Origin of the sequence: Yersinia sp. 1652 StPb PI (assembly GCF_041538345.1) — a bacterium.
Classification (GTDB): Bacteria; Pseudomonadota; Gammaproteobacteria; order Enterobacterales; family Enterobacteriaceae; genus Yersinia; species Yersinia enterocolitica_E.
Map to the genome: position 1 here is coordinate 70,638 of NZ_JAULSM010000001.1, position 17,271 is coordinate 87,908.

Here is a 17,271-nt window from a genome sequence, read left to right on the forward strand (position 1 = left end):
TTGATGAAACAGCGAGTTTTACCTTTACTGTGCCTGGCTGTCTTGTTGACCGGCTGCAGTACCACCAAAGATGAAATGCTGCCACCGGGGGATTCTACCATGCTGGAGTTGTGGCAAAACAAAGGCTCGTCGGCACGGACGACCACCGAAGCTCGCAGCACATTACGCCGGGGATTGACCGATGACGACAGCGCTGCCCGTCAGGCCATTGAGGACAGCTATACCCGGACGGCGGAAAACGAGATCCAGCAGGTGTTCCCGCGCCTGCCGAACCCCGATATGGTGATTTATATCTACCCACATATGGCAGGAAATGCCCCCGCGCCGGTGCCGGGTTACAGTTCGGTATTCCCGTTTTACAGCCGGGTGCAGTATGCGCTACCGGGTGAACGTACGGAGGCGCTGTAATGTTCTCATTGTTTAGCAAGAAGAAAATCGGCAAGCAAACTCCCGCAGCAGCAGAAGACGATGGCTTGGATACGGCGGTCTTGACGCGTGAGCCGCAGGTGAAAACCGGCAAGCTGACGGTGGCCGAGGAAAAGGCACTTTACCCGAACAACCCGACGTTTGTGGATTATCTGCCGTGGGCTGAGTACCTGCCGCGCAGCCAGTGCCTGTTGCTCGATGACGGGGTATCGGTCGGCGCGGTGTTTGAGATTGTGCCGGTGGGTACCGAAGGGCGGACGCCGGAGCGGCTGGAGGAGATCCGCGATGTGGTGGAAGATGCCCTGCAGGACAGTTTTGAGGAGCGGGATTCGCACCCGTGGGTTATCCAGTTCTTCTGTCAGGATGAAACCGACGTCACTGAATACCTGGATCAACTGCGTGCTTACGTCAAACCCTGGGCGCAGGGTACTGCGTTTACTGAAGCCTATCTCACCGAGATGGAACGGCATATGCGCGGCATTGCGGTACCCAAGGGGCTGTTTATCGACAAGGCGATCACCGGCGCACCTTGGCGCGGCCAGCAACGCCGAACCCGGATGGTGGTCTATCGCTATATCAATCCGGCACTGCGTGAGCCCCATGCGCCCGAAGAGGCGTTGAACCAGGTCTGTGAACGTCTCTCGTCAGCGCTGGCCGGTGCCGGTGTCGTGGCGGCCCGTCAGAATGGCGAGCAGATCCATGCCTGGTTGCTGCGCTGGTTTAACCCCGAGCCTGACTGGGTCGATAAAGAGACCTTGTATCGCACGGCAGCGCACCAGGATGATGAGTCGGGTGTGTTACCAGTGGAAAATGATTTCAGTGAGACGGTGCTGTTTTCACCGCCGCGTTCGGACGTGGAGCGCGGCGTGTGGTGGTTTGACGGACTGCCACACAAGGCGGTCACGGTTGACCGGCTGCGCCGGGCGCCCACAGTGGGGCATCTGACGGGGGAGACGCGCAAAGGGGAAAATATCAATGCGCTGATGGATTTGCTGCCGGAAGGGACGGTGGTCTCGCTGACCCTGGTGGTGCAGCCCCAGGACGTGCTGGAAGAGCGCTTTAATCACCTGGCGAAGAATGCCATCGGCGAGAATACCGAGTCGGAGCGGGTGCGTGAAGACTCGGAAACCGCCAAGCGTTATCTGGGGGAAAAGCACAAGCTGTATCGGGGCAGCATGACCTTCTATCTGAAGGCCCCGACAGTCAAGGTGCTGAATACCCGCCAGCGTGATCTGACGGCGGTCTTGTTGAACGCCGGGTTGCAGCCGGTGAAGCCGGAGTTCGATGTTGCCCCGCTCAACGGCTACCTTCGCGCCTTGCCGATGTGCTTTAACCCGATGCACGACAAAAAACACTGGTATACCCGCCTGACTTTTGTGCAGCACATGGCTAACCTGCTGCCGGTGTTTGGCCGGGATACCGGCACCGGGCATCCCGGCTTCACCTTCTTCAATCGGGGGGGCGCACCGCTGACCTTTGATCCGCTCAACAGTCAGGATCGTTCCAAGAATGCCCACTTGGTGCTGTTTGGTCCGACCGGCTCTGGTAAGTCTGCCACATTGAACAACCTGTTTGCGCAGTTGATGGCTATCCACCGTCCCCGGCTGTTTATTGCCGAAGCCGGTAACTCCTTTGGTCTTTATGCCGATTACTGCGAAGAGCTGGATCTGACGGTGAACAAGGTCAGCATCAAGCCCGGTTGCGGCATTTCCCTGGCTCCGTTTGCCGATGCACACCGTCTGATCGATACACCCGCCATTCTGGTGAGTGAGGAAGAACTGAGTGAACGAATCGAAACCGAGGACAGTGACGAGGAGGATGACGATGAGGAGCGTGACATCCTGGGTGAGCTGGAGATTGTGGCACGACTGATGATCACCGGTGGCGAGGCCAAGGAAGAGGCCAAGCTGGAGCGGGCCGATCGGGGCATGATGCGTGAGGCCATCCTGGTGGCCGCGCGAGCGGCCTATAATGAGGGGCGGCAAATGGTCACCGGCGACCTGCAGGCGGCGTTGTACCAGTTTGCTGCTGATCCGGTGCGTCCTGAAGTTCGCCGAACCCGAGCGCAGAATATGGGGGAATCGCTGGGCGTGTTTATGCAGGGGTTCCTGGGCGAACTGTTTGACCGCCCCGGTGAGAACTGGCCCGAGGCGGATGTGACGTTGATTGACCTGGGGACGCTGGCGCGGGAAGGGTATGAGGCGGCATTGGCGGTGGCTTACACCTCGTTGGTGAACACCATCAACAACATTGCCGAGCGCGATCAGTTCCTGGATCGTGAAATTGTCTTTGCGACAGATGAAGCGCACATGATAACGACCAACCCGCTGTTGGCTCCGTTCGTGGTCAAAATCGTAAAGATGTGGCGTAAGCTGGGAGCCTGGCTGTGGCTGGCTACGCAGAACCTGGAGGATTTCCCGAACACGTCGAAGAAGATGCTCAACATGATTGAATGGTGGCTGTGCCTGGTGATGCCGCCGGAAGAGGTGGAGGAGATCGCCCGCTTCAAGAAATTGACGGCGGAGCAGAAAGCCATGTTGTTGTCGGCGACCAAAACCCCCCGTTGTTATACCGAAGGGGTGGTACTGGCGAGCCGCATCGAGGCGTTGTTCCGGGCGGTACCGCCGAGTTTATATTTAGCTTTGGGCATGACCGAGAAAGAGGAGAAGGCGGCGCGACGGGCGATTATGCAGGCGCAGGGGGTGTCAGAGTTGGCGGCAGCAAAACAGATTGCACATCAACTGGATGTGGCTCGCGGTATCGCTAAGGCGGCGGCATGATGCAGTTGAAGAAGGCCATGTTGGAGATTGTGGCTGGTGACGGTGGTGAAGGTGGCGTGTTGTTTGAGGCCCCGCCACAGGGTAACCCGCGTATCAGTGCGGCACATGCCGGGCAGTTGGCAGAACTGTGTGAGCAGATACGGGGGCGTATCCGGTCGGTGGTCTCGATCACCTGTTCGCCGCACCGGGTGGGGCATCACAGTTGCGTCGCGGTGAAGCTCGCCGGTGACGATGGCAGTGTCAATCTGCTGTTGACGATCACCGGCACGTTACGCTGGCCGACCGCACAGGATTATGCCCAGGCTCCGCGTTGGTATATCAACCTGCCGGATGCGATCGATGCAGTGTATCTGGTGACACAGTTGGAAGAGAGGTTGAATATTCAAAAGTAGTAAATTTTGCTAAAGGCTGGTCAACTGCCCTGATCAGCCTATTAGTTATTTTTTCCTAAAAGAAAAATTTGGATGAATTTGAGTCCGATCTGACAATTGTTACCCTCAACACACTATATTGCGTATATCTATGCTGGGTGGATCTTGGAAAAACCAGGCCGGGCATATAGTCATCTTAACTGACCAGCATTAGGATATCGGCCCCTTTCGGCTACGTCTTGTGTTGCATATCAGAGGCCGGTTTTAGCCGGAAATTCTATGTTATACAGGCTTGCGAACTCCCTTCTCTATTGCTGTTCCCTCCAATCTTTGTTGTACAGTAGATCGTCATCGCTCAACTTGAGAGCGGTGTGAGTACGCAGCAATCGCTCTGCTGTGGCACCGAATTTTGTGGCCTCATCAAACGCAAGAAATATCTGCTTACGCTTAACTGACGCTAGTATGCGAAGGATATTTCTTGTGGCCGGTACCTCAATATTTTTGTAGATCACCGAGTCATGGATGATGAACGGCAGATGAGTTAGCGAGAGTATGGAAAGATCAAAGCCAACTAGACCCGCATAGGACTTTCCAGTGCCAGTGTCCTCAGTCGAGATGAAGCTGTATGAGTTTGCGCTTTTTATTCTAAGCTGCGAAGCATTGCGGTTCGGCCCATATACCACTTTGTTGAAGTTTTTTAGTTTTACATTCAGTGCGGTTTCAATATTAAGGAAAATGCCCACGTAGATAGCCTCCAAGCGTTCTTTTGATAACAACGCTTCCTTTTCTATGGCTGCCTTTTTGTCGTAAAAACGATTCTCGTCAGCAGCTTTGTTAGCAAACTCCTTTAGATCAAAAACTCGCGCAAACAGATCATCTGGCGTCCCTTTTGAGGCTAGGCTGGTGCGTATATTGTTCTCCAAATCATCGATCTCATCACTGAGCCCTGATGCTCGTTCAAAATACAAGGAAAAATCTTTTCTAAGCTCTTTCTGCACCATTTTGCCAATGTTCTGGTGAAAAGATTCAACCTGTTCAAGTCGTTCAGCATCGACATCAGGAAAAAACTCCGTAACAAGAGCGATGTTGGCGGTTAACCTCGGTGTTAGCCCTAAGAGGTCACGCTTAATTCGGTCTATTTTTGTCAGCACCTCGTTCCTTTGGCTGACTAAGTCATTTTTCTGCTGCTGTAGTGTACGTAGTTCCTCGTCGAAAAGTGCTTCATAAGCGCTAAGTGCGCCAGTAAAACCTTGTTTTAACGCTTCAATAGCATCTGTGTTATCAGTGATTATCTTCTGGTTGATCTTGTATTGAGTCTTGTTAATCTTGGGGATGATCCCTGCGCTCATCGACTTGGAAATGAGCTTCTTTTTTTCATTTTGCGCGTCTAGAACGGACTTTTCTTCTGAGATATCACCTGTGCGCTCAAAAAGATCTATGAGCCGTCCAATAGCCACTCCCGCAGACTCTTTTGCATCACCAGAAAATGGCTGCTCCGGATCCAGGGCACCTTTATTCCAAATTCGACTGAAAGGGCTGACAAGTGATCGAAAGCTGTTTTTTAGATGATCTAATCCGTAGAGTTCTTTAAGCTTGGCTGTATATTCATCAATACTTATTTCATCCATAACCTCATAATCTTTATTGCAGATGCAAATAATGTTGGATTCATTAGTGGAGCGCCTAAAGAAATATTTAATTTCGTTAAAAATAAACTCAAAACTATAGGTGTGGTGACCCATTGATTTGATGGCACCAGCCTTATCTTCCAGCAGGGACATTCCGCCCATGGCAAAGTCAATCACCATCAAGGCAGAAGATTTTCCAATGGAATTTTTGGCGTCATCATCACCAAGGATTACATTTAAGCCAAAATCAAAAGATATTTCGCCATGATTGAACAGAGGGCAGGTTATTCTACGCAGCATATTTTATCGTTCCAGTAGAGGCATCAATATCAATCAATCCAAGAACATAGAGGATGTCTAAAGCATGCAGGAATTCCGACGCGTCTTGAAATTCCCCCGAGGTTCTGACCAATAAGTCCGACACCTTCTCTCCGCTTACTTTTTTTTCCAAAATGACGCGCATCTTGAAGATTGTGGACTCTTCGAGTGTTGTAAATTTAGTTGGAACCAGCATCGAAGACCTCACAATTCTGAACGAAAAAAGAGGCGAGAATTTTGGATGCTATAATGGATTTCCCAGATTTTAAGCTTATCCATTTTGAAATATGGTTGAAAACAAGGTCTTTGTTTCCAGGGTTTTGTTTTTCCATGACCAGATAATAGGAGTTTATCTGGTTTTGCAATATTCGTATTGCTACCTGATCCCGCTGTTCGATGAGACGAATGTGGTTTCTGATGGGCACGAAAAAATTAATGACGTTTGAGCGAATTTCTCTCTTCTGCAAAGGGCTTATGTTTGTCTTGAGTTTTTCGTCAAGCGAACTGACGTCTAGTTTTGTCTCAGACAGATCCCTATAATTTCCGTCATCGCGCACGATGAGATCCAATATTTCACTAACCTCATCCTGAAGGGCGTGTTGCGAGGCTGTAAGTCTTGCCTTTGCCTCGCTAAGATAGCCATTCTTAATCTCAAGAAGCTTGAGGTACTCTTCGATTTTAAAGTCTTTGTCGAACTTTGTATGACAGGTCGGGCATAACAGGATCACATTCTCAAGAGAATTAATGTCATCTGGAGCGGCGTATTTCCCCAGAGCCTTTGCCTGTGATGAGTTTGGGTTTAGAGGAAAAATATGGGCAATCTCATAACCTATGCTTGGATGCTTAGAGCTTGCCTTCTTGAACATCATAGGCAAGGCGCAGAGCGGGCAACTCCCTCCTGTTTCCCCGTACAAAATGCTATGTTCATTAGCATGGTACTTGATCCTAGCATTCGCCATTTTTCTAAACCCCGCCCGATTTATTGAGATGTCATGCGCCTGTGTCGGCACAGGTGCTACGAGTTAGTGGGTCTCGCGACCTCGACTGGTTAAAATTCAGTGGCCTATTATAAATACAGCCCATAGATAATAAGCGAAATACATAGCTACGTCTCCAGTGTTCGGATCACGCGGCTCCAGGTTCACTATCCGCTCATCAGTATGAACCGTACCGGGTTTTCGGGAGACTAAACTCTCAGTGAAAGGAGACCCGAAATGACATCCAAACGAGCAAACCGTTACCCACCAGAGCTGCGTGAGCGGGCTGTCCGAATGCTGCTGGAACAGCGCAGTGAATATCACTCTGAACATGCCGCCATCAACTCCATCGCGCCAAAAATTGGCTGTAGTCCCGACACACTCAGAGCCTGGCTGCGTCGACATGAACGCAATAATGGTGCAGATGATGGCGGGCTCACAGGCGATGAGCGTCAGCGACTCAAAGAGCTGGAGCAGGAGGTTCGTGAGCTGCGGCGCAGCAACGATATTCTGCGCCAGGCCTCGGCTTATTTTGCGAAGGCGGAGTACGACCGTCTGTGGAAAAAATAATGCCGCTGCTGGATACCCTCAGCGGTAGTCACGGGGTCGGACCGGTATGTCATGAGCTGAATATCGCCCCGTCGACGTACTACCGGCACCGTGAATACCGCCAGCATCCAGAGAAACGTAGTCAGCGTGACCACCGTGACGACCAGTTGAAACCGGAAATACAACGAGTGTATGACGAAAACTACAGCGTCTATGGCATCCGTAAAGTCTGGAGGCAGTTGCAGCGTGAGGGCTTCAGCGTGGCCAGATGCACCATCGCGCGACTGATGAAGGCTATGGGTCTGGCCGGAGTTCTTCGGGGTAAAAAAGTGCGGACTACGGTCAGCCGGAAAGACGTTGCGGCAAGCGACAGGGTAAACCGCCAGTTCGTGGCAGAACGGCCCAATCAGCTTTGGGTGGCAGATTTTACGTACGTGAGCACCTGGCAGGGGTTCGCCTACGTGGCGTTCATCATCGACGTGTTCGCAGGCGTTATCGTGGGCTGGCGGGTGTCATCGTCGATGGAAACCACGTTCGTACTGGATGCGCTAGAGCAGGCTCTGTGGGCCCGGCGGCCGTCCGGCACTATCCATCACTCGGATAAAGGCTCGCAGTACGTATCGCTGGCGTACACGCAGCGACTGCAGGAAGCGGCTCTTCTGGCTTCAACGGGCAGCACGGGTGACTCTTATGATAATGCCATGGCCGAAAGTATTAACGGGCAGTATAAAGCGGAGGTGATACACCGGCAGAGCTGGAAAAACCGACAGGAAGTGGAGCTGGCCACACTGGCATGGGTGGACTGGTACAACAATCGTCGGCTGCTTGAGCGGCTCGGCCATATCCCACCTGCTGAAGCAGAAAAAGCATATTACGCTTCCATCGGGAAAAAGGATCTGGCAGCCTGAGTTCCCGGACTTAACTCTCTCCCACAAAACCGGTACGGTTCAGTAACTCATACAGCCCGACTTCCAGCCTAGCGTGCGTGTCGGCACATCAGGACGACCGTTGCCATGTCTAGCTATCTCCCCTGACTAAATCAGCTTGCTCGCAATTGTATCCTGTAGCTTCGCCTGTGGAATAATCTGTACGCACGGCTATTGCTGTACGCTTTCGTGTTGTTTCCCCCTTTATTCCCTCATTAATTTCCCCCAACGCATTTAGAGTTGTTTGCTGTTTTTGTCAGCAATGCACGTCACCCTGCGGTTTTGTCCCACAGGAGTGAGATGTGATGAAGAAACTTAACGCTGTGTTCTTGCTGGCTATCGGGTGCGCTGCCGTATCGGCACAGGCGGCAACCGTGGTGTATACCGACAGTCAGTATCCCCCGGCTGGATTAGGTGCCGGGCATCAGGTGGTTTACCTGGATGCACCGGAGGTCGTCCAGCGTGAAGTGTTTGGTGCCCTGTCTGCTGACCCTCGCCAGGCAGAGCAGCAGGCCAAAGCGGTGCTGCAGTCCCCTGACTGGCAACAGAAAGAGCAACAGATAGTGCAGGCTTACCATGGGGTTATCCAGGCCTACGATATCGGGTTGAAGAAATACCCTGCCGTGGTGTTTGACGACCGGTATGTGGTGTACGGCACGGCTGACGTTGCCCTGGCCGAAGCAAAGTTGGCTGAGCACAAGGGGGCACAATGAACCTTATCCCCTTGCGCCGTCATAAGTTGGCGACGGCGTTGTTGCTGTACAGCGCGGTACAACCGTTCACGGCCAGCGCGATCAACTCGGTACAAATCATTGCCAGCGCGATTTCCCCGACGTGCCTGGAGTACCGGATTGCCGGGGTGTGTTACTGGCTGTTCTGTACAGCCTGGGGATGTATGGTACGGACCTCTGTCAAGGTGAAGCACTACATCCCCAATGCAGTGGTGTCCAGCTATGCCCAGACCGGAGATAACCCTTGGTTAGAAGTGGCGATGCTGGGGACCGGTATTCCTAGCGTGGCTGAAGGCGGTGGCAATAATGAGCAGAAGCGAGGGTTGCGCAAAGACAACCTACGCTTCAAGAACGCCGATGCGATTGGTCACCCTGCATTAGCAGCTCCTTTATTTAACAATTTCATGGGGGCGATGGGCTACACCTGCGCCGGTTCGGCCACGGCGTTTGTGCCGTACTTCCTCAGCACCCTGGATGCGCTGGCCTGGCGCACTGGTATCCCGGAAACCCTCTATCCCGAAGCATTGACACCGGGAATGCGTGAAGTGGGTTCAACCGGGGATATGTGGGGCAATGTGTACCCGCGTGGTGGTTTTGTCACCCAGGTGGATGACTACAAAGCGGCTGCAGTTGTGGCTCAGCGTACTGCCGATATCATCACGCGCACCGGCCAAATACATGTCTATAACCCGATGACCGCCAGCCGCAGTGACGGGTACTGGCCGCCTGAGTCGGTGACCGAAAACACCGGCACCAAAAACCACAAATGGCAGCGGCTGGTCCCCTCCATCTCTTCTTCTTGCGCTGTTTTTCCAGACAGCAGCAACCCCATTGCGGCGGATGGTGCTTATGCCTGGGCGCTTTGGCAACCCTATTCTTGCTGCCAACGGCGCGGACAAACGTTCCTCTACAGCACTGATTTTTAACCCAAGGGAGTGTACACCATGACATTCAACGCATTTTTAAAGGCAGGTGCACTGGCGGGGGCTGCTCTGTTGGCTCTGAATCAACCGGCATTTGCGGTATTCGATATTACGGGCGAGGAGGTAAACGCCGGTTATGGCAAGGGAATGAAAGGGGCGGTAAACGACAACCTGTTTTATTCCATCGGTGGGGGAACAGTGATATCTCAACCCCCCAGTAGCAACAATATGGAGAAAATGGGGCTCGGTATCAGTTGGAACAACGACCTGATGTGCGGCAACTTCGATTTGAGTACCACGGTCAAGAACCAGCTCAACGGGGCGACGGACGGCTTCAAAAATATGATGGGGGATGTGATTAACGGCGCAACCGGCGCGGTTGCTAGTCTTCCAGCGATGATAATCCAGCGGGCTAATCCTGGATTATACGAACTACTGACCAATGGCGTCCTGCAGGCCAATGTAGCGTTCGATAAGGCTCAGCTCAACTGCCAGACGATGTCGAAAAAACTGGCTGATTACTCATTGTCAGGCAAATTGACGCAAACCGCGATCGGGGAGGAGTTTCAGAGCGTGATTTCCAGTACGTCTGATGCGATCCGTGCAGATAACAGCTTGAAGACATCGACGGGTAAAGAGGGCGTGAAATGGGTAGGGGGGCAACAGCGAGGGGGGACGGGGCAGAAAGCTATCAAACCCACGTATGATATTGCCAAAGCTGGTTACAACATCCTGAATAAGCAGTCTGCAACCAGTGATGCTGCGGTGAGTGCTTCAGCATGTAATGGTTCATTGTGTCAAAAATACACAACCAGTGCTGAAGCTGCAGAGGCAGTATCTAAAGTTCTGGGGGATCGTGCACTACGCACTTGTGTGAGTGGCAGCGAGTGCAGTAGTGGTGGGCTGGAAAATGAGCCTGGCACCTCTACACCAGGCGAAGGTTTTTCTCCCACTCTGGAAAAGACCACCGAAGAGAATCAGGAGATCCTGGTCAAACTGGTGAACGGTAACCTGGCTCCTAACGCGACCAATCTGGCGACGTTGAAAACCGGTGATCTGGCCGTGACGCGCGGGGTTATTCAAGCGCTGAAGGATGACCCGGACAATGGCGCTCTGGTACAGCGTTTGGCGGGTGAACTGGCGATGGCAGATACCATTACGACGGCATTGGCGATGCGTCGTATGTTGATGGTGGGGCAATCAGAGCCGAGCGTGGCGGCTCAAGAGCTTATTGTGGCTGAATCTGACCGCCGTCTGGAGTTTTTAGACAGGGAGATCCAGGCACTGAAAAATGAGATGGAGATACGTAAGTCCATCAGCAACAACTCCATTCTTGTGGCGATCACCCGTCAGGAAGCGCGTGAGATCGACAACAGCCTGCGCCAGGACAATAAGCAAAATGACAGTGCTGTCCAGGGACTCAGCAAGTCCACGGAGGAATAATCATGGTGACCGTAAGAGTATCGAAGGACGAAAGCCAACCAGAGAAAAAGATGCCGCACCGGTGGCGTAAAGCTGCAGGTTTTATTTTCGGTATGGTAGGAATTTTGCTACTGGGGGGATGTGCGACGGCATTGGGATTGTATCTGGCCGGGCATGAAACCGCACTGACTGACTGGTTACAACTGGCGAGAGTTCCGCTGTTTATCTGGCGGTTAACGTTGTACGGCATTGTGGCCGCAATGTGGATTCACCGTGTCCGGGCGACATTGTTGCGTCAGGCTCCTTCACCGGGTGCGGTTTACCGAATCGAAGTGATGATGGTGTGCCTGGCCTTGCTGATTGAGTTCACCAGTTACCGTTGGGGGATGTGATGACGACGGACAGTTATCTGGAGTTTTTCCTGGTGTTCCTGGGCTGGCTGATTAATAACGCCCTGTGGACCATCATTACCACCACGGGATTGTTCGCGTTGCCGTTGGTACTGAAAGTGGCCGGAGTCTGGTTGAAGGTACGTACTGAAGGGGATGACGAGGGAAACAAGGGGGCACTGGCACTCCCTCGCATCGAGCAGGTGTTGTACGTGGCATTCGTGGTGATCCTGTTCTGTGCGATGCCGTTCAAAGAGGTTGATCTGACAGTCATGAAGTTTGACCAAACCCGTTCCAGGCAATGCGGCACCAATGTGCCCAAGCCGGATGAGTCAGGCTATGGCGGGTTACTGACCGACTTCAACGGCCAGGTTGCCAAGGTGCCGATGTGGTGGTATCTGGTTCACAACCTGTCAAAAGGGGTGACGCATGCGGCCATTGCGTCCATCCCTTGTGGTATGGAACTGCGCCAGTTGCGCTTTGAGGTGCAACATACCCAACTTATTGATCCGGTGACCCGACAGGAGGTACAGGAATTCGCCAACCAGTGCTATTCCAAGGCCTATTTCAAGCTGAAATCCACCAATAGCCAGCTTACTGATGCCACCATCAATTCGGTGGGCTGGATAGGTTCGAGCTACTTCCTGAATACGGGCGGATATTATGACTACTACACGTCTACCTCACCCCGTTCTCAGTGGCCGTACAGCGACAGTCGGGATAGCGGTTATCCCGATGTGGGACGGGGCGGGTATCCAACGTGCAAAGAGTGGTGGAGTGCATCCGGTACAGGGCTGAAAAGTCGGTTGTCGGGTGCCTATAACACGAAAGTCGCCAACAGGATGAAGTTTGTTGATGGCGAAAACTGGGAGGAAAACCTGTTGCGCTGGCTGGTCAGTCCGCAAAATACCCTGATGTCCGGGGGGCATGAAACCTATATGGCAGGAAGCCAGCGGGGAACCGGGATCGCTCTTGATAGCAGCTTCAAGCAGATGGTCAGCGGCCTGGGCGCATTCTCTGCACAAGCGACTCAGTTACCGGCATTTGATGCGTTGCGCCAGGCTTTGCCTATGGTGCATGGCATTCTGATGATGGCGATGGTTATCTGTATTCCTCTGGTGATGCTGTTCGGTGCCTATGATCCCAAAGTGGTGGTAACGCTGACTTTTGCCATGTTTGCGATGACTTTCGTGACGTTCTGGTGGGAACTGGGTAGTTGGCTTGACGATCGGCTCATTGAAATCGTCTACACCGGTGCGCGTGGGTATTACAACTGGTTCAGTAGCGTTGGGGCTGAAGGCTGGATCATGAATCTGGTGCTGGGGTCGATGTTTGTGGTGCTGCCTGCATTTTGGTTTGGGGCTGTAGGCTGGAGTGGGGTACAGCTCGGTGCCGCAATTTCATCTGCTGTAAGTAATGCAAGCAAAGGAAGTATGGATGCGGGCGCTAAAGGGGGCGCTTCTGCAATGGAAACCGCTAAGGCAGTTGTGACGAAAGGGCGTAGTGCGATTAAAAAGTAATAATTGAATATATTGACTAATGGATAGATGGTTTTTTAACAAATCATTTATCCATATTTTCATCATCTATACGAGTGTTTCCCATATAGCAACCAGTACCACTATGGCCTTCACGCCAACCATCCTCTTCTTTCACATCAACATATTGAGTTTTATTTGTGGTTAAAAGGAATGCAAAAATTGAAAACACCATTTTTACTGCTTCTACTAGCCCCTTGGCGATAACGGCCCAGATATCATCCTGCTGACTTGATGCCTTGTTGGTCATAGTCCTTAACCTCCAGAGTTTTGTCACCACTACATTACGGCAGATGCGATGTTGGGACAACATGTTTGCCGTATGAAAGATGACTCACTGTGAGGCATTTCATGACGCATTTTGAGTCATCACAGGGAATAACGAGGTATGGAAATTATAAATTTCTCAATTTGAGTTAAAAATAGACTCATTTATTGATTCGTCCGAAGGTAAGCGTGTTTTCAGGCACTCATGTTTTCTCAATATGAGTCATATCAATACGCAATTTAGAGGCATTACATGTTCAACGTATCTTGTGATGATGGGTCGACCTACGTAAAACCAGCCTGGCTGGAACAGGACGAGATCAAGACACATCTATCGGGTAACAGTTTCAAAGATGGCTGGAGCCCTGCCATCCTGGGAATGCGAAAAGTGTTCAACTATAACGTTGACGGGAAAAAGTATTCGCATGATTTGGGAAGTGACCCGCTCCCCGTATGTGATCCATTCATAATCAGGAATAACCGGATTGTGACCCGCTCCCCATATGTGATCCATTCATAATCAGGAATAGCCGGCTTCATTCTGGCTGCATATTCTGGCAACCGGCAGATTTCTCGGCAAATTCAGAAGGTGTCATCCAGCCCAGGGCAGAATGGGGACGGCTCTGGTTATAGTGTATGCGCCAGCCCTCGATTTTGCACCGTGCATCCTCCACAGACATGAACCAGTTCTCGTTCAAACATTCCTGCCGCAACCTGCCATTAAAGGACTCCACCGTAGCGTTGTCCGTCGGTGTTCCCGGGCGTGAGAAGTCGATCCTGATCCCTCTTTCATACACCCACTTGTCCAACATTTTCCCTGCAAATTCAGAACCATTATCGGTTTTCAGCAACTGCGGTAAAGGACGCCTGAGCGCTATGTTGTTCAGCATCTCTGCCACTTCTGTCGAACGCAGATTCTGTCCCACACAGATCCCCAGGCATTCGCGGGTGTAAAGATCGATAACCGTCAACAGGCGCAGTCGTCGCCCGTCAAACAACGCATCAGAAACAAAATCCATGCCCCAGACGTGGTTTGGATATAAGCCCTGAGGCTGCGGCTGTCGCCGCTGGGCAGATTTATTGCGACGTGGCCGTTTGAGGCGTAGCGACAGCCCTTGCTCACAGTAGAGGCGGTAGATCCGTTTGTGATTGTCGCGCCAGCCCTCACGCCGGAGCATCACGTGTACCCGACGATATCCGTAGTGAATTCGCGTTTCGGTGATCTCACGAATACGCAGGCGCAGTGCGCTGTCATCGGCAGCAACAGAACTATATCTAAACGAGCTCCGGCTGAGCCGTAGCGCAAAACAGATTTGTCTTTCGCTGGCACCGTATCGGGCCTGTAAATCCCTGACCCATTCGCGCAGGCGTGCCAGCGTCAGTTCTTTTTTGCCAGCACATCCTGCAGCATCGCCTTGTCGAGGCTCAGATCGGCAACCAGCCTCTTCAGCCTGAGATTTTCTTCTTCGAGCTGCCGCATGTGCTTCAGCTCTGAAGGGGAAATTCCGCCGTATTTTTTACGCCACGTGTAAAAGGTGGCATCAGAGATACCCAGTTTACGACAGACTTCAGGCACCGATGTACCCAGCTCGGCCTGCTTCAGGGCAAAGACAATCTGTTCTTCGGTGAATCGTGATTTTTTCATCGGCACAACCTCCGCTCAGGGGAGTCATTATCATGCCGGAATTCTGTTTCTGAATGGAGCAGGATTTTGGGTTAGGGTCATTCTGGGTACTCCAAGAATTTGAAAGCAATACTCGGAGTGTTTTTGCCAATAGCTATAGCTATTCTTTGGAGAACCCTCAGGAGGGCACATACATGAGAGTCACCAAACATCCGCAAGACATATCTGGCACTTGTATCGAAGACGATCCATGTTGGGTTGCTCTGATCAATCGACAGGTCAATGACAATGAGCAGTTCGTCTATGGCGTGATTACAACGGGAGTTTATTGCTATCCCTGTAGTCCGACGAAACTCCCGCGGCCAGAGAATGTCATTTTTTTCGACTCTGCGGCAGAAGCTGAAGCAGCAGGCTTCCGTGTATCGAAGCGTGTTGGTATGGATCAGGAAACTTTAGCTAAAAAATACGCAGCTATTGTAGTGGATGTGTGCAGGCATATTGATACTTCTGACTCTCTCTATACCCTGAGTGACCTGGCAGAAAAAGCCGGATTAAGCTCCTCTCACTTTCACCGGGTTTTCAAGAAGATCACGGGCTTGACACCGAAAGAATACGGTCAGGCATCGCGAGGCTCTCGTGTCAGGGAGCAGCTTACTCAGTCTGTAACGATCACCGATGCAATGTATGAAGCAGGCTACAACTCAAACAGTCGTTTCTATGAAGCCTCCCAGAGCATTCTGGGTATGAAACCTTCCGAATATCGTTCAGGGGGAACGAATGTCGATATCAAGTTTGCGGTAGGGGAATGTTCCCTCGGTTCGATCCTAGTCGCTCAAAGTTCGAAGGGTATTTGTGCCATATTGCTGGGTGATGACCCGGCTCTTTTGGTGAAGAATTTCCAGGATCAATTCCCGAATGCTAACCTTTTGGGCGGAGATACAGAATTTGAAACACTCGTGGCCATTGTGGTCGGTTTCATTGAATCACCGGATATAGGTCTAACGCTTCCTCTGGATATAAGAGGGACAGTATTTCAGGAGCGTGTGTGGCAAGCGCTTCGGGAAATTCCGGTAGGTACGACAGCTACCTACGCTGATATTGCGGTGAGGATTGGAATGCCGACTGAACCGTACCGGTTTTGTGGGAGAGAGTTAAGTCCGGGAACTCAGGCTGCCAGATCCTTTTTCCCGATGGAAGCGTAATATGCTTTTTCTGCTTCAGCAGGTGGGATATGGCCGAGCCGCTCAAGCAGCCGACGATTGTTGTACCAGTCCACCCATGCCAGTGTGGCCAGCTCCACTTCCTGTCGGTTTTTCCAGCTCTGCCGGTGTATCACCTCCGCTTTATACTGCCCGTTAATACTTTCGGCCATGGCATTATCATAAGAGTCACCCGTGCTGCCCGTTGAAGCCAGAAGAGCCGCTTCCTGCAGTCGCTGCGTGTACGCCAGCGATACGTACTGCGAGCCTTTATCCGAGTGATGGATAGTGCCGGACGGCCGCCGGGCCCACAGAGCCTGCTCTAGCGCATCCAGTACGAACGTGGTTTCCATCGACGATGACACCCGCCAGCCCACGATAACGCCTGCGAACACGTCGATGATGAACGCCACGTAGGCGAACCCCTGCCAGGTGCTCACGTACGTAAAATCTGCCACCCAAAGCTGATTGGGCCGTTCTGCCACGAACTGGCGGTTTACCCTGTCGCTTGCCGCAACGTCTTTCCGGCTGACCGTAGTCCGCACTTTTTTACCCCGAAGAACTCCGGCCAGACCCATAGCCTTCATCAGTCGCGCGATGGTGCATCTGGCCACGCTGAAGCCCTCACGCTGCAACTGCCTCCAGACTTTACGGATGCCATAGACGCTGTAGTTTTCGTCATACACTCGTTGTATTTCCGGTTTCAACTGGTCGTCACGGTGGTCACGCTGACTACGTTTCTCTGGATGCTGGCGGTATTCACGGTGCCGGTAGTACGTCGACGGGGCGATATTCAGCTCATGACATACCGGTCCGACCCCGTGACTACCGCTGAGGGTATCCAGCAGCGGCATTATTTTTTCCACAGACGGTCGTACTCCGCCTTCGCAAAATAAGCCGAGGCCTGGCGCAGAATATCGTTGCTGCGCCGCAGCTCACGAACCTCCTGCTCCAGCTCTTTGAGTCGCTGACGCTCATCGCCTGTGAGCCCGCCATCATCTGCACCATTATTGCGTTCATGTCGACGCAGCCAGGCTCTGAGTGTGTCGGGACTACAGCCAATTTTTGGCGCGATGGAGTTGATGGCGGCATGTTCAGAGTGATATTCACTGCGCTGTTCCAGCAGCATTCGGACAGCCCGCTCACGCAGCTCTGGTGGGTAACGGTTTGCTCGTTTGGATGTCATTTCGGGTCTCCTTTCAC

Annotated in this window: 17 protein-coding genes and 2 other annotated features; of the genes, 11 read left to right on the forward strand and 6 right to left on the reverse strand. The window is 52.3% G+C overall.

Annotated features, from left to right (window positions below; all coding sequences use genetic code 11):
• The first annotated feature begins 3 nt into the window (after positions 1-3).
• The 3 genes from Q2T71_RS00365 to Q2T71_RS00375 are packed head-to-tail and all read left to right on the forward strand — an operon-like array spanning position 4 to position 3,598.
• The gene (locus Q2T71_RS00365; protein WP_262033606.1) at positions 4-408 is read left to right on the forward strand and encodes a TIGR03751 family conjugal transfer lipoprotein; all 405 of its coding nucleotides are present in this window, start codon (positions 4-6) and stop codon (positions 406-408) included.
• Positions 408-3,206 (forward strand): conjugative transfer ATPase, encoded by a 2,799-nt coding sequence (locus Q2T71_RS00370; RefSeq protein WP_372557754.1) that lies wholly within the window; start codon positions 408-410, stop codon positions 3,204-3,206. The genes Q2T71_RS00365 and Q2T71_RS00370 overlap by 1 nt, the downstream gene beginning before the upstream one ends.
• Positions 3,203-3,598, forward strand: a complete 396-nt coding sequence (locus Q2T71_RS00375; protein WP_372557755.1) for a hypothetical protein — start codon at positions 3,203-3,205, stop codon at positions 3,596-3,598. Before Q2T71_RS00370 ends, Q2T71_RS00375 begins: the two co-directional genes overlap by 4 nt.
• Positions 3,599-3,885: 287 nt before the next feature.
• Here Q2T71_RS00375 and Q2T71_RS00380 read toward each other — a convergent pair whose 3' ends face one another.
• Genes Q2T71_RS00380 through Q2T71_RS00390 form a run of 3 tightly spaced genes read right to left on the reverse strand, consistent with a single transcriptional unit; the run spans position 3,886 to position 6,482 of the window.
• Complete coding sequence (locus tag Q2T71_RS00380) at positions 3,886-5,505, reverse strand: DUF2326 domain-containing protein (RefSeq protein WP_372557756.1); 1,620 nt, start codon at positions 5,503-5,505, stop codon at positions 3,886-3,888.
• Entirely contained in the window at positions 5,495-5,719 is a 225-nt protein-coding gene (locus tag Q2T71_RS00385; RefSeq protein ID WP_372557757.1) for an ABC-three component system middle component 7, read from the reverse strand. The genes Q2T71_RS00380 and Q2T71_RS00385 overlap by 11 nt, the downstream gene beginning before the upstream one ends.
• A complete protein-coding gene (locus Q2T71_RS00390) occupies positions 5,703-6,482 on the reverse strand; it encodes an ABC-three component system protein (protein ID WP_372557758.1) in 780 nt (259 codons plus the stop codon). The genes Q2T71_RS00385 and Q2T71_RS00390 overlap by 17 nt, the downstream gene beginning before the upstream one ends.
• A 255-nt stretch (positions 6,483-6,737) precedes the next feature.
• On the opposite strand from Q2T71_RS00390, the gene Q2T71_RS00395 reads away from it, so the two are divergent.
• The 6 genes from Q2T71_RS00395 (at position 6,738) to Q2T71_RS00420 (ending at position 12,960) form a co-directional block, all read left to right on the forward strand.
• A protein-coding gene (locus tag Q2T71_RS00395) for an IS3 family transposase (protein WP_372557759.1) occupies positions 6,738-7,957 on the forward strand; the annotation gives its coding sequence in 2 pieces (ribosomal slippage) (positions 6,738-7,032 and positions 7,032-7,957; 1,221 coding nt in all).
• Positions 7,025-7,141: a sequence feature (AL1L pseudoknot), on the forward strand. It overlaps the preceding gene by 117 nt.
• A 323-nt stretch (positions 7,958-8,280) precedes the next feature.
• Positions 8,281-8,688, forward strand: coding sequence for a TIGR03757 family integrating conjugative element protein (locus Q2T71_RS00400; protein WP_372559803.1), 408 nt, complete (start codon positions 8,281-8,283; stop codon positions 8,686-8,688).
• Positions 8,685-9,632 carry a TIGR03756 family integrating conjugative element protein gene (locus Q2T71_RS00405; protein WP_372557760.1) on the forward strand — a complete coding sequence of 316 codons (948 nt, stop codon included), beginning with the start codon at positions 8,685-8,687 and terminating at the stop codon, positions 9,630-9,632. Before Q2T71_RS00400 ends, Q2T71_RS00405 begins: the two co-directional genes overlap by 4 nt.
• An 18-nt stretch (positions 9,633-9,650) precedes the next feature.
• Complete coding sequence (locus Q2T71_RS00410) at positions 9,651-11,072, forward strand: integrating conjugative element protein (RefSeq protein ID WP_372557761.1); 1,422 nt, start codon at positions 9,651-9,653, stop codon at positions 11,070-11,072.
• Positions 11,073-11,074: 2 nt separating this feature from the next.
• Positions 11,075-11,443 carry a hypothetical protein gene (locus tag Q2T71_RS00415; RefSeq protein ID WP_372557762.1) on the forward strand — a complete coding sequence of 123 codons (369 nt, stop codon included), beginning with the start codon at positions 11,075-11,077 and terminating at the stop codon, positions 11,441-11,443.
• Entirely contained in the window at positions 11,443-12,960 is a 1,518-nt protein-coding gene (locus Q2T71_RS00420) for a conjugal transfer protein TraG N-terminal domain-containing protein (protein WP_372557763.1), read from the forward strand. Before Q2T71_RS00415 ends, Q2T71_RS00420 begins: the two co-directional genes overlap by 1 nt.
• 43 nt (positions 12,961-13,003) lie before the next feature.
• Here the strand turns inward: Q2T71_RS00420 and Q2T71_RS00425 are convergent, their stop codons facing one another.
• A complete protein-coding gene (locus Q2T71_RS00425) occupies positions 13,004-13,228 on the reverse strand; it encodes a hypothetical protein (protein ID WP_372557764.1) in 225 nt (74 codons plus the stop codon).
• Positions 13,229-13,498: 270 nt separating this feature from the next.
• Between Q2T71_RS00425 and parM the strand changes: the two genes are divergently transcribed.
• Positions 13,499-13,765: a plasmid segregation protein ParM domain-containing protein gene (parM, locus tag Q2T71_RS00430; protein ID WP_372557765.1), complete on the forward strand. Its 267-nt coding sequence runs from the start codon at positions 13,499-13,501 to the stop codon at positions 13,763-13,765.
• Positions 13,766-13,781: 16 nt separating this feature from the next.
• Here the strand turns inward: parM and Q2T71_RS00435 are convergent.
• Positions 13,782-14,890, reverse strand: a protein-coding gene (locus Q2T71_RS00435) for an IS3 family transposase (protein ID WP_372557766.1) whose coding sequence is annotated in 2 segments (ribosomal slippage) — positions 13,782-14,629 and positions 14,629-14,890 — 1,110 coding nt in all. Because the reading frame shifts where the segments join, the coding sequence is not laid out codon by codon here.
• Positions 14,891-15,063: 173 nt separating this feature from the next.
• On the opposite strand from Q2T71_RS00435, the gene Q2T71_RS00440 reads away from it, so the two are divergent.
• A complete protein-coding gene (locus Q2T71_RS00440; RefSeq protein ID WP_372557767.1) occupies positions 15,064-16,071 on the forward strand; it encodes a bifunctional transcriptional activator/DNA repair enzyme AdaA in 1,008 nt (335 codons plus the stop codon).
• Here Q2T71_RS00440 and Q2T71_RS00445 read toward each other — a convergent pair.
• Positions 16,035-17,254, reverse strand: a protein-coding gene (locus Q2T71_RS00445) for an IS3 family transposase (protein WP_372557759.1) whose coding sequence is annotated in 2 segments (ribosomal slippage) — positions 16,035-16,960 and positions 16,960-17,254 — 1,221 coding nt in all. Because the reading frame shifts where the segments join, the coding sequence is not laid out codon by codon here. The two genes, Q2T71_RS00440 and Q2T71_RS00445, sit on opposite strands and share 37 nt — an antisense overlap.
• Positions 16,851-16,967, reverse strand: a sequence feature (AL1L pseudoknot). It overlaps the preceding gene by 117 nt.
• Positions 17,255-17,271: the final 17 nt, after the last annotated feature.

What these genes read in the sequence shown, in the direction of transcription:
- Q2T71_RS00440 (WP_372557767.1), top strand. Translation starts at nt 15,064, where the DNA reads ATGAGAGTCACCAAACATCCGCAAGACATATCTGGCACTTGTATCGAA.
- Q2T71_RS00390 (WP_372557758.1), bottom strand. Translation starts at nt 6,482, where the DNA reads ATGGCGAATGCTAGGATCAAGTACCATGCTAATGAACATAGCATTTTG.
- Q2T71_RS00375 (WP_372557755.1), top strand. Translation starts at nt 3,203, where the DNA reads ATGATGCAGTTGAAGAAGGCCATGTTGGAGATTGTGGCTGGTGACGGT.
- Q2T71_RS00425 (WP_372557764.1), bottom strand. Translation starts at nt 13,228, where the DNA reads ATGACCAACAAGGCATCAAGTCAGCAGGATGATATCTGGGCCGTTATC.
- Q2T71_RS00405 (WP_372557760.1), top strand. Translation starts at nt 8,685, where the DNA reads ATGAACCTTATCCCCTTGCGCCGTCATAAGTTGGCGACGGCGTTGTTG.
- Q2T71_RS00415 (WP_372557762.1), top strand. Translation starts at nt 11,075, where the DNA reads ATGGTGACCGTAAGAGTATCGAAGGACGAAAGCCAACCAGAGAAAAAG.
- Q2T71_RS00380 (WP_372557756.1), bottom strand. Translation starts at nt 5,505, where the DNA reads ATGCTGCGTAGAATAACCTGCCCTCTGTTCAATCATGGCGAAATATCT.
- Q2T71_RS00365 (WP_262033606.1), top strand. Translation starts at nt 4, where the DNA reads ATGAAACAGCGAGTTTTACCTTTACTGTGCCTGGCTGTCTTGTTGACC.
- Q2T71_RS00370 (WP_372557754.1), top strand. Translation starts at nt 408, where the DNA reads ATGTTCTCATTGTTTAGCAAGAAGAAAATCGGCAAGCAAACTCCCGCA.
- Q2T71_RS00410 (WP_372557761.1), top strand. Translation starts at nt 9,651, where the DNA reads ATGACATTCAACGCATTTTTAAAGGCAGGTGCACTGGCGGGGGCTGCT.
- Q2T71_RS00420 (WP_372557763.1), top strand. Translation starts at nt 11,443, where the DNA reads ATGACGACGGACAGTTATCTGGAGTTTTTCCTGGTGTTCCTGGGCTGG.
- Q2T71_RS00385 (WP_372557757.1), bottom strand. Translation starts at nt 5,719, where the DNA reads ATGCTGGTTCCAACTAAATTTACAACACTCGAAGAGTCCACAATCTTC.
- Q2T71_RS00400 (WP_372559803.1), top strand. Translation starts at nt 8,281, where the DNA reads ATGAAGAAACTTAACGCTGTGTTCTTGCTGGCTATCGGGTGCGCTGCC.
- parM (WP_372557765.1), top strand. Translation starts at nt 13,499, where the DNA reads ATGTTCAACGTATCTTGTGATGATGGGTCGACCTACGTAAAACCAGCC.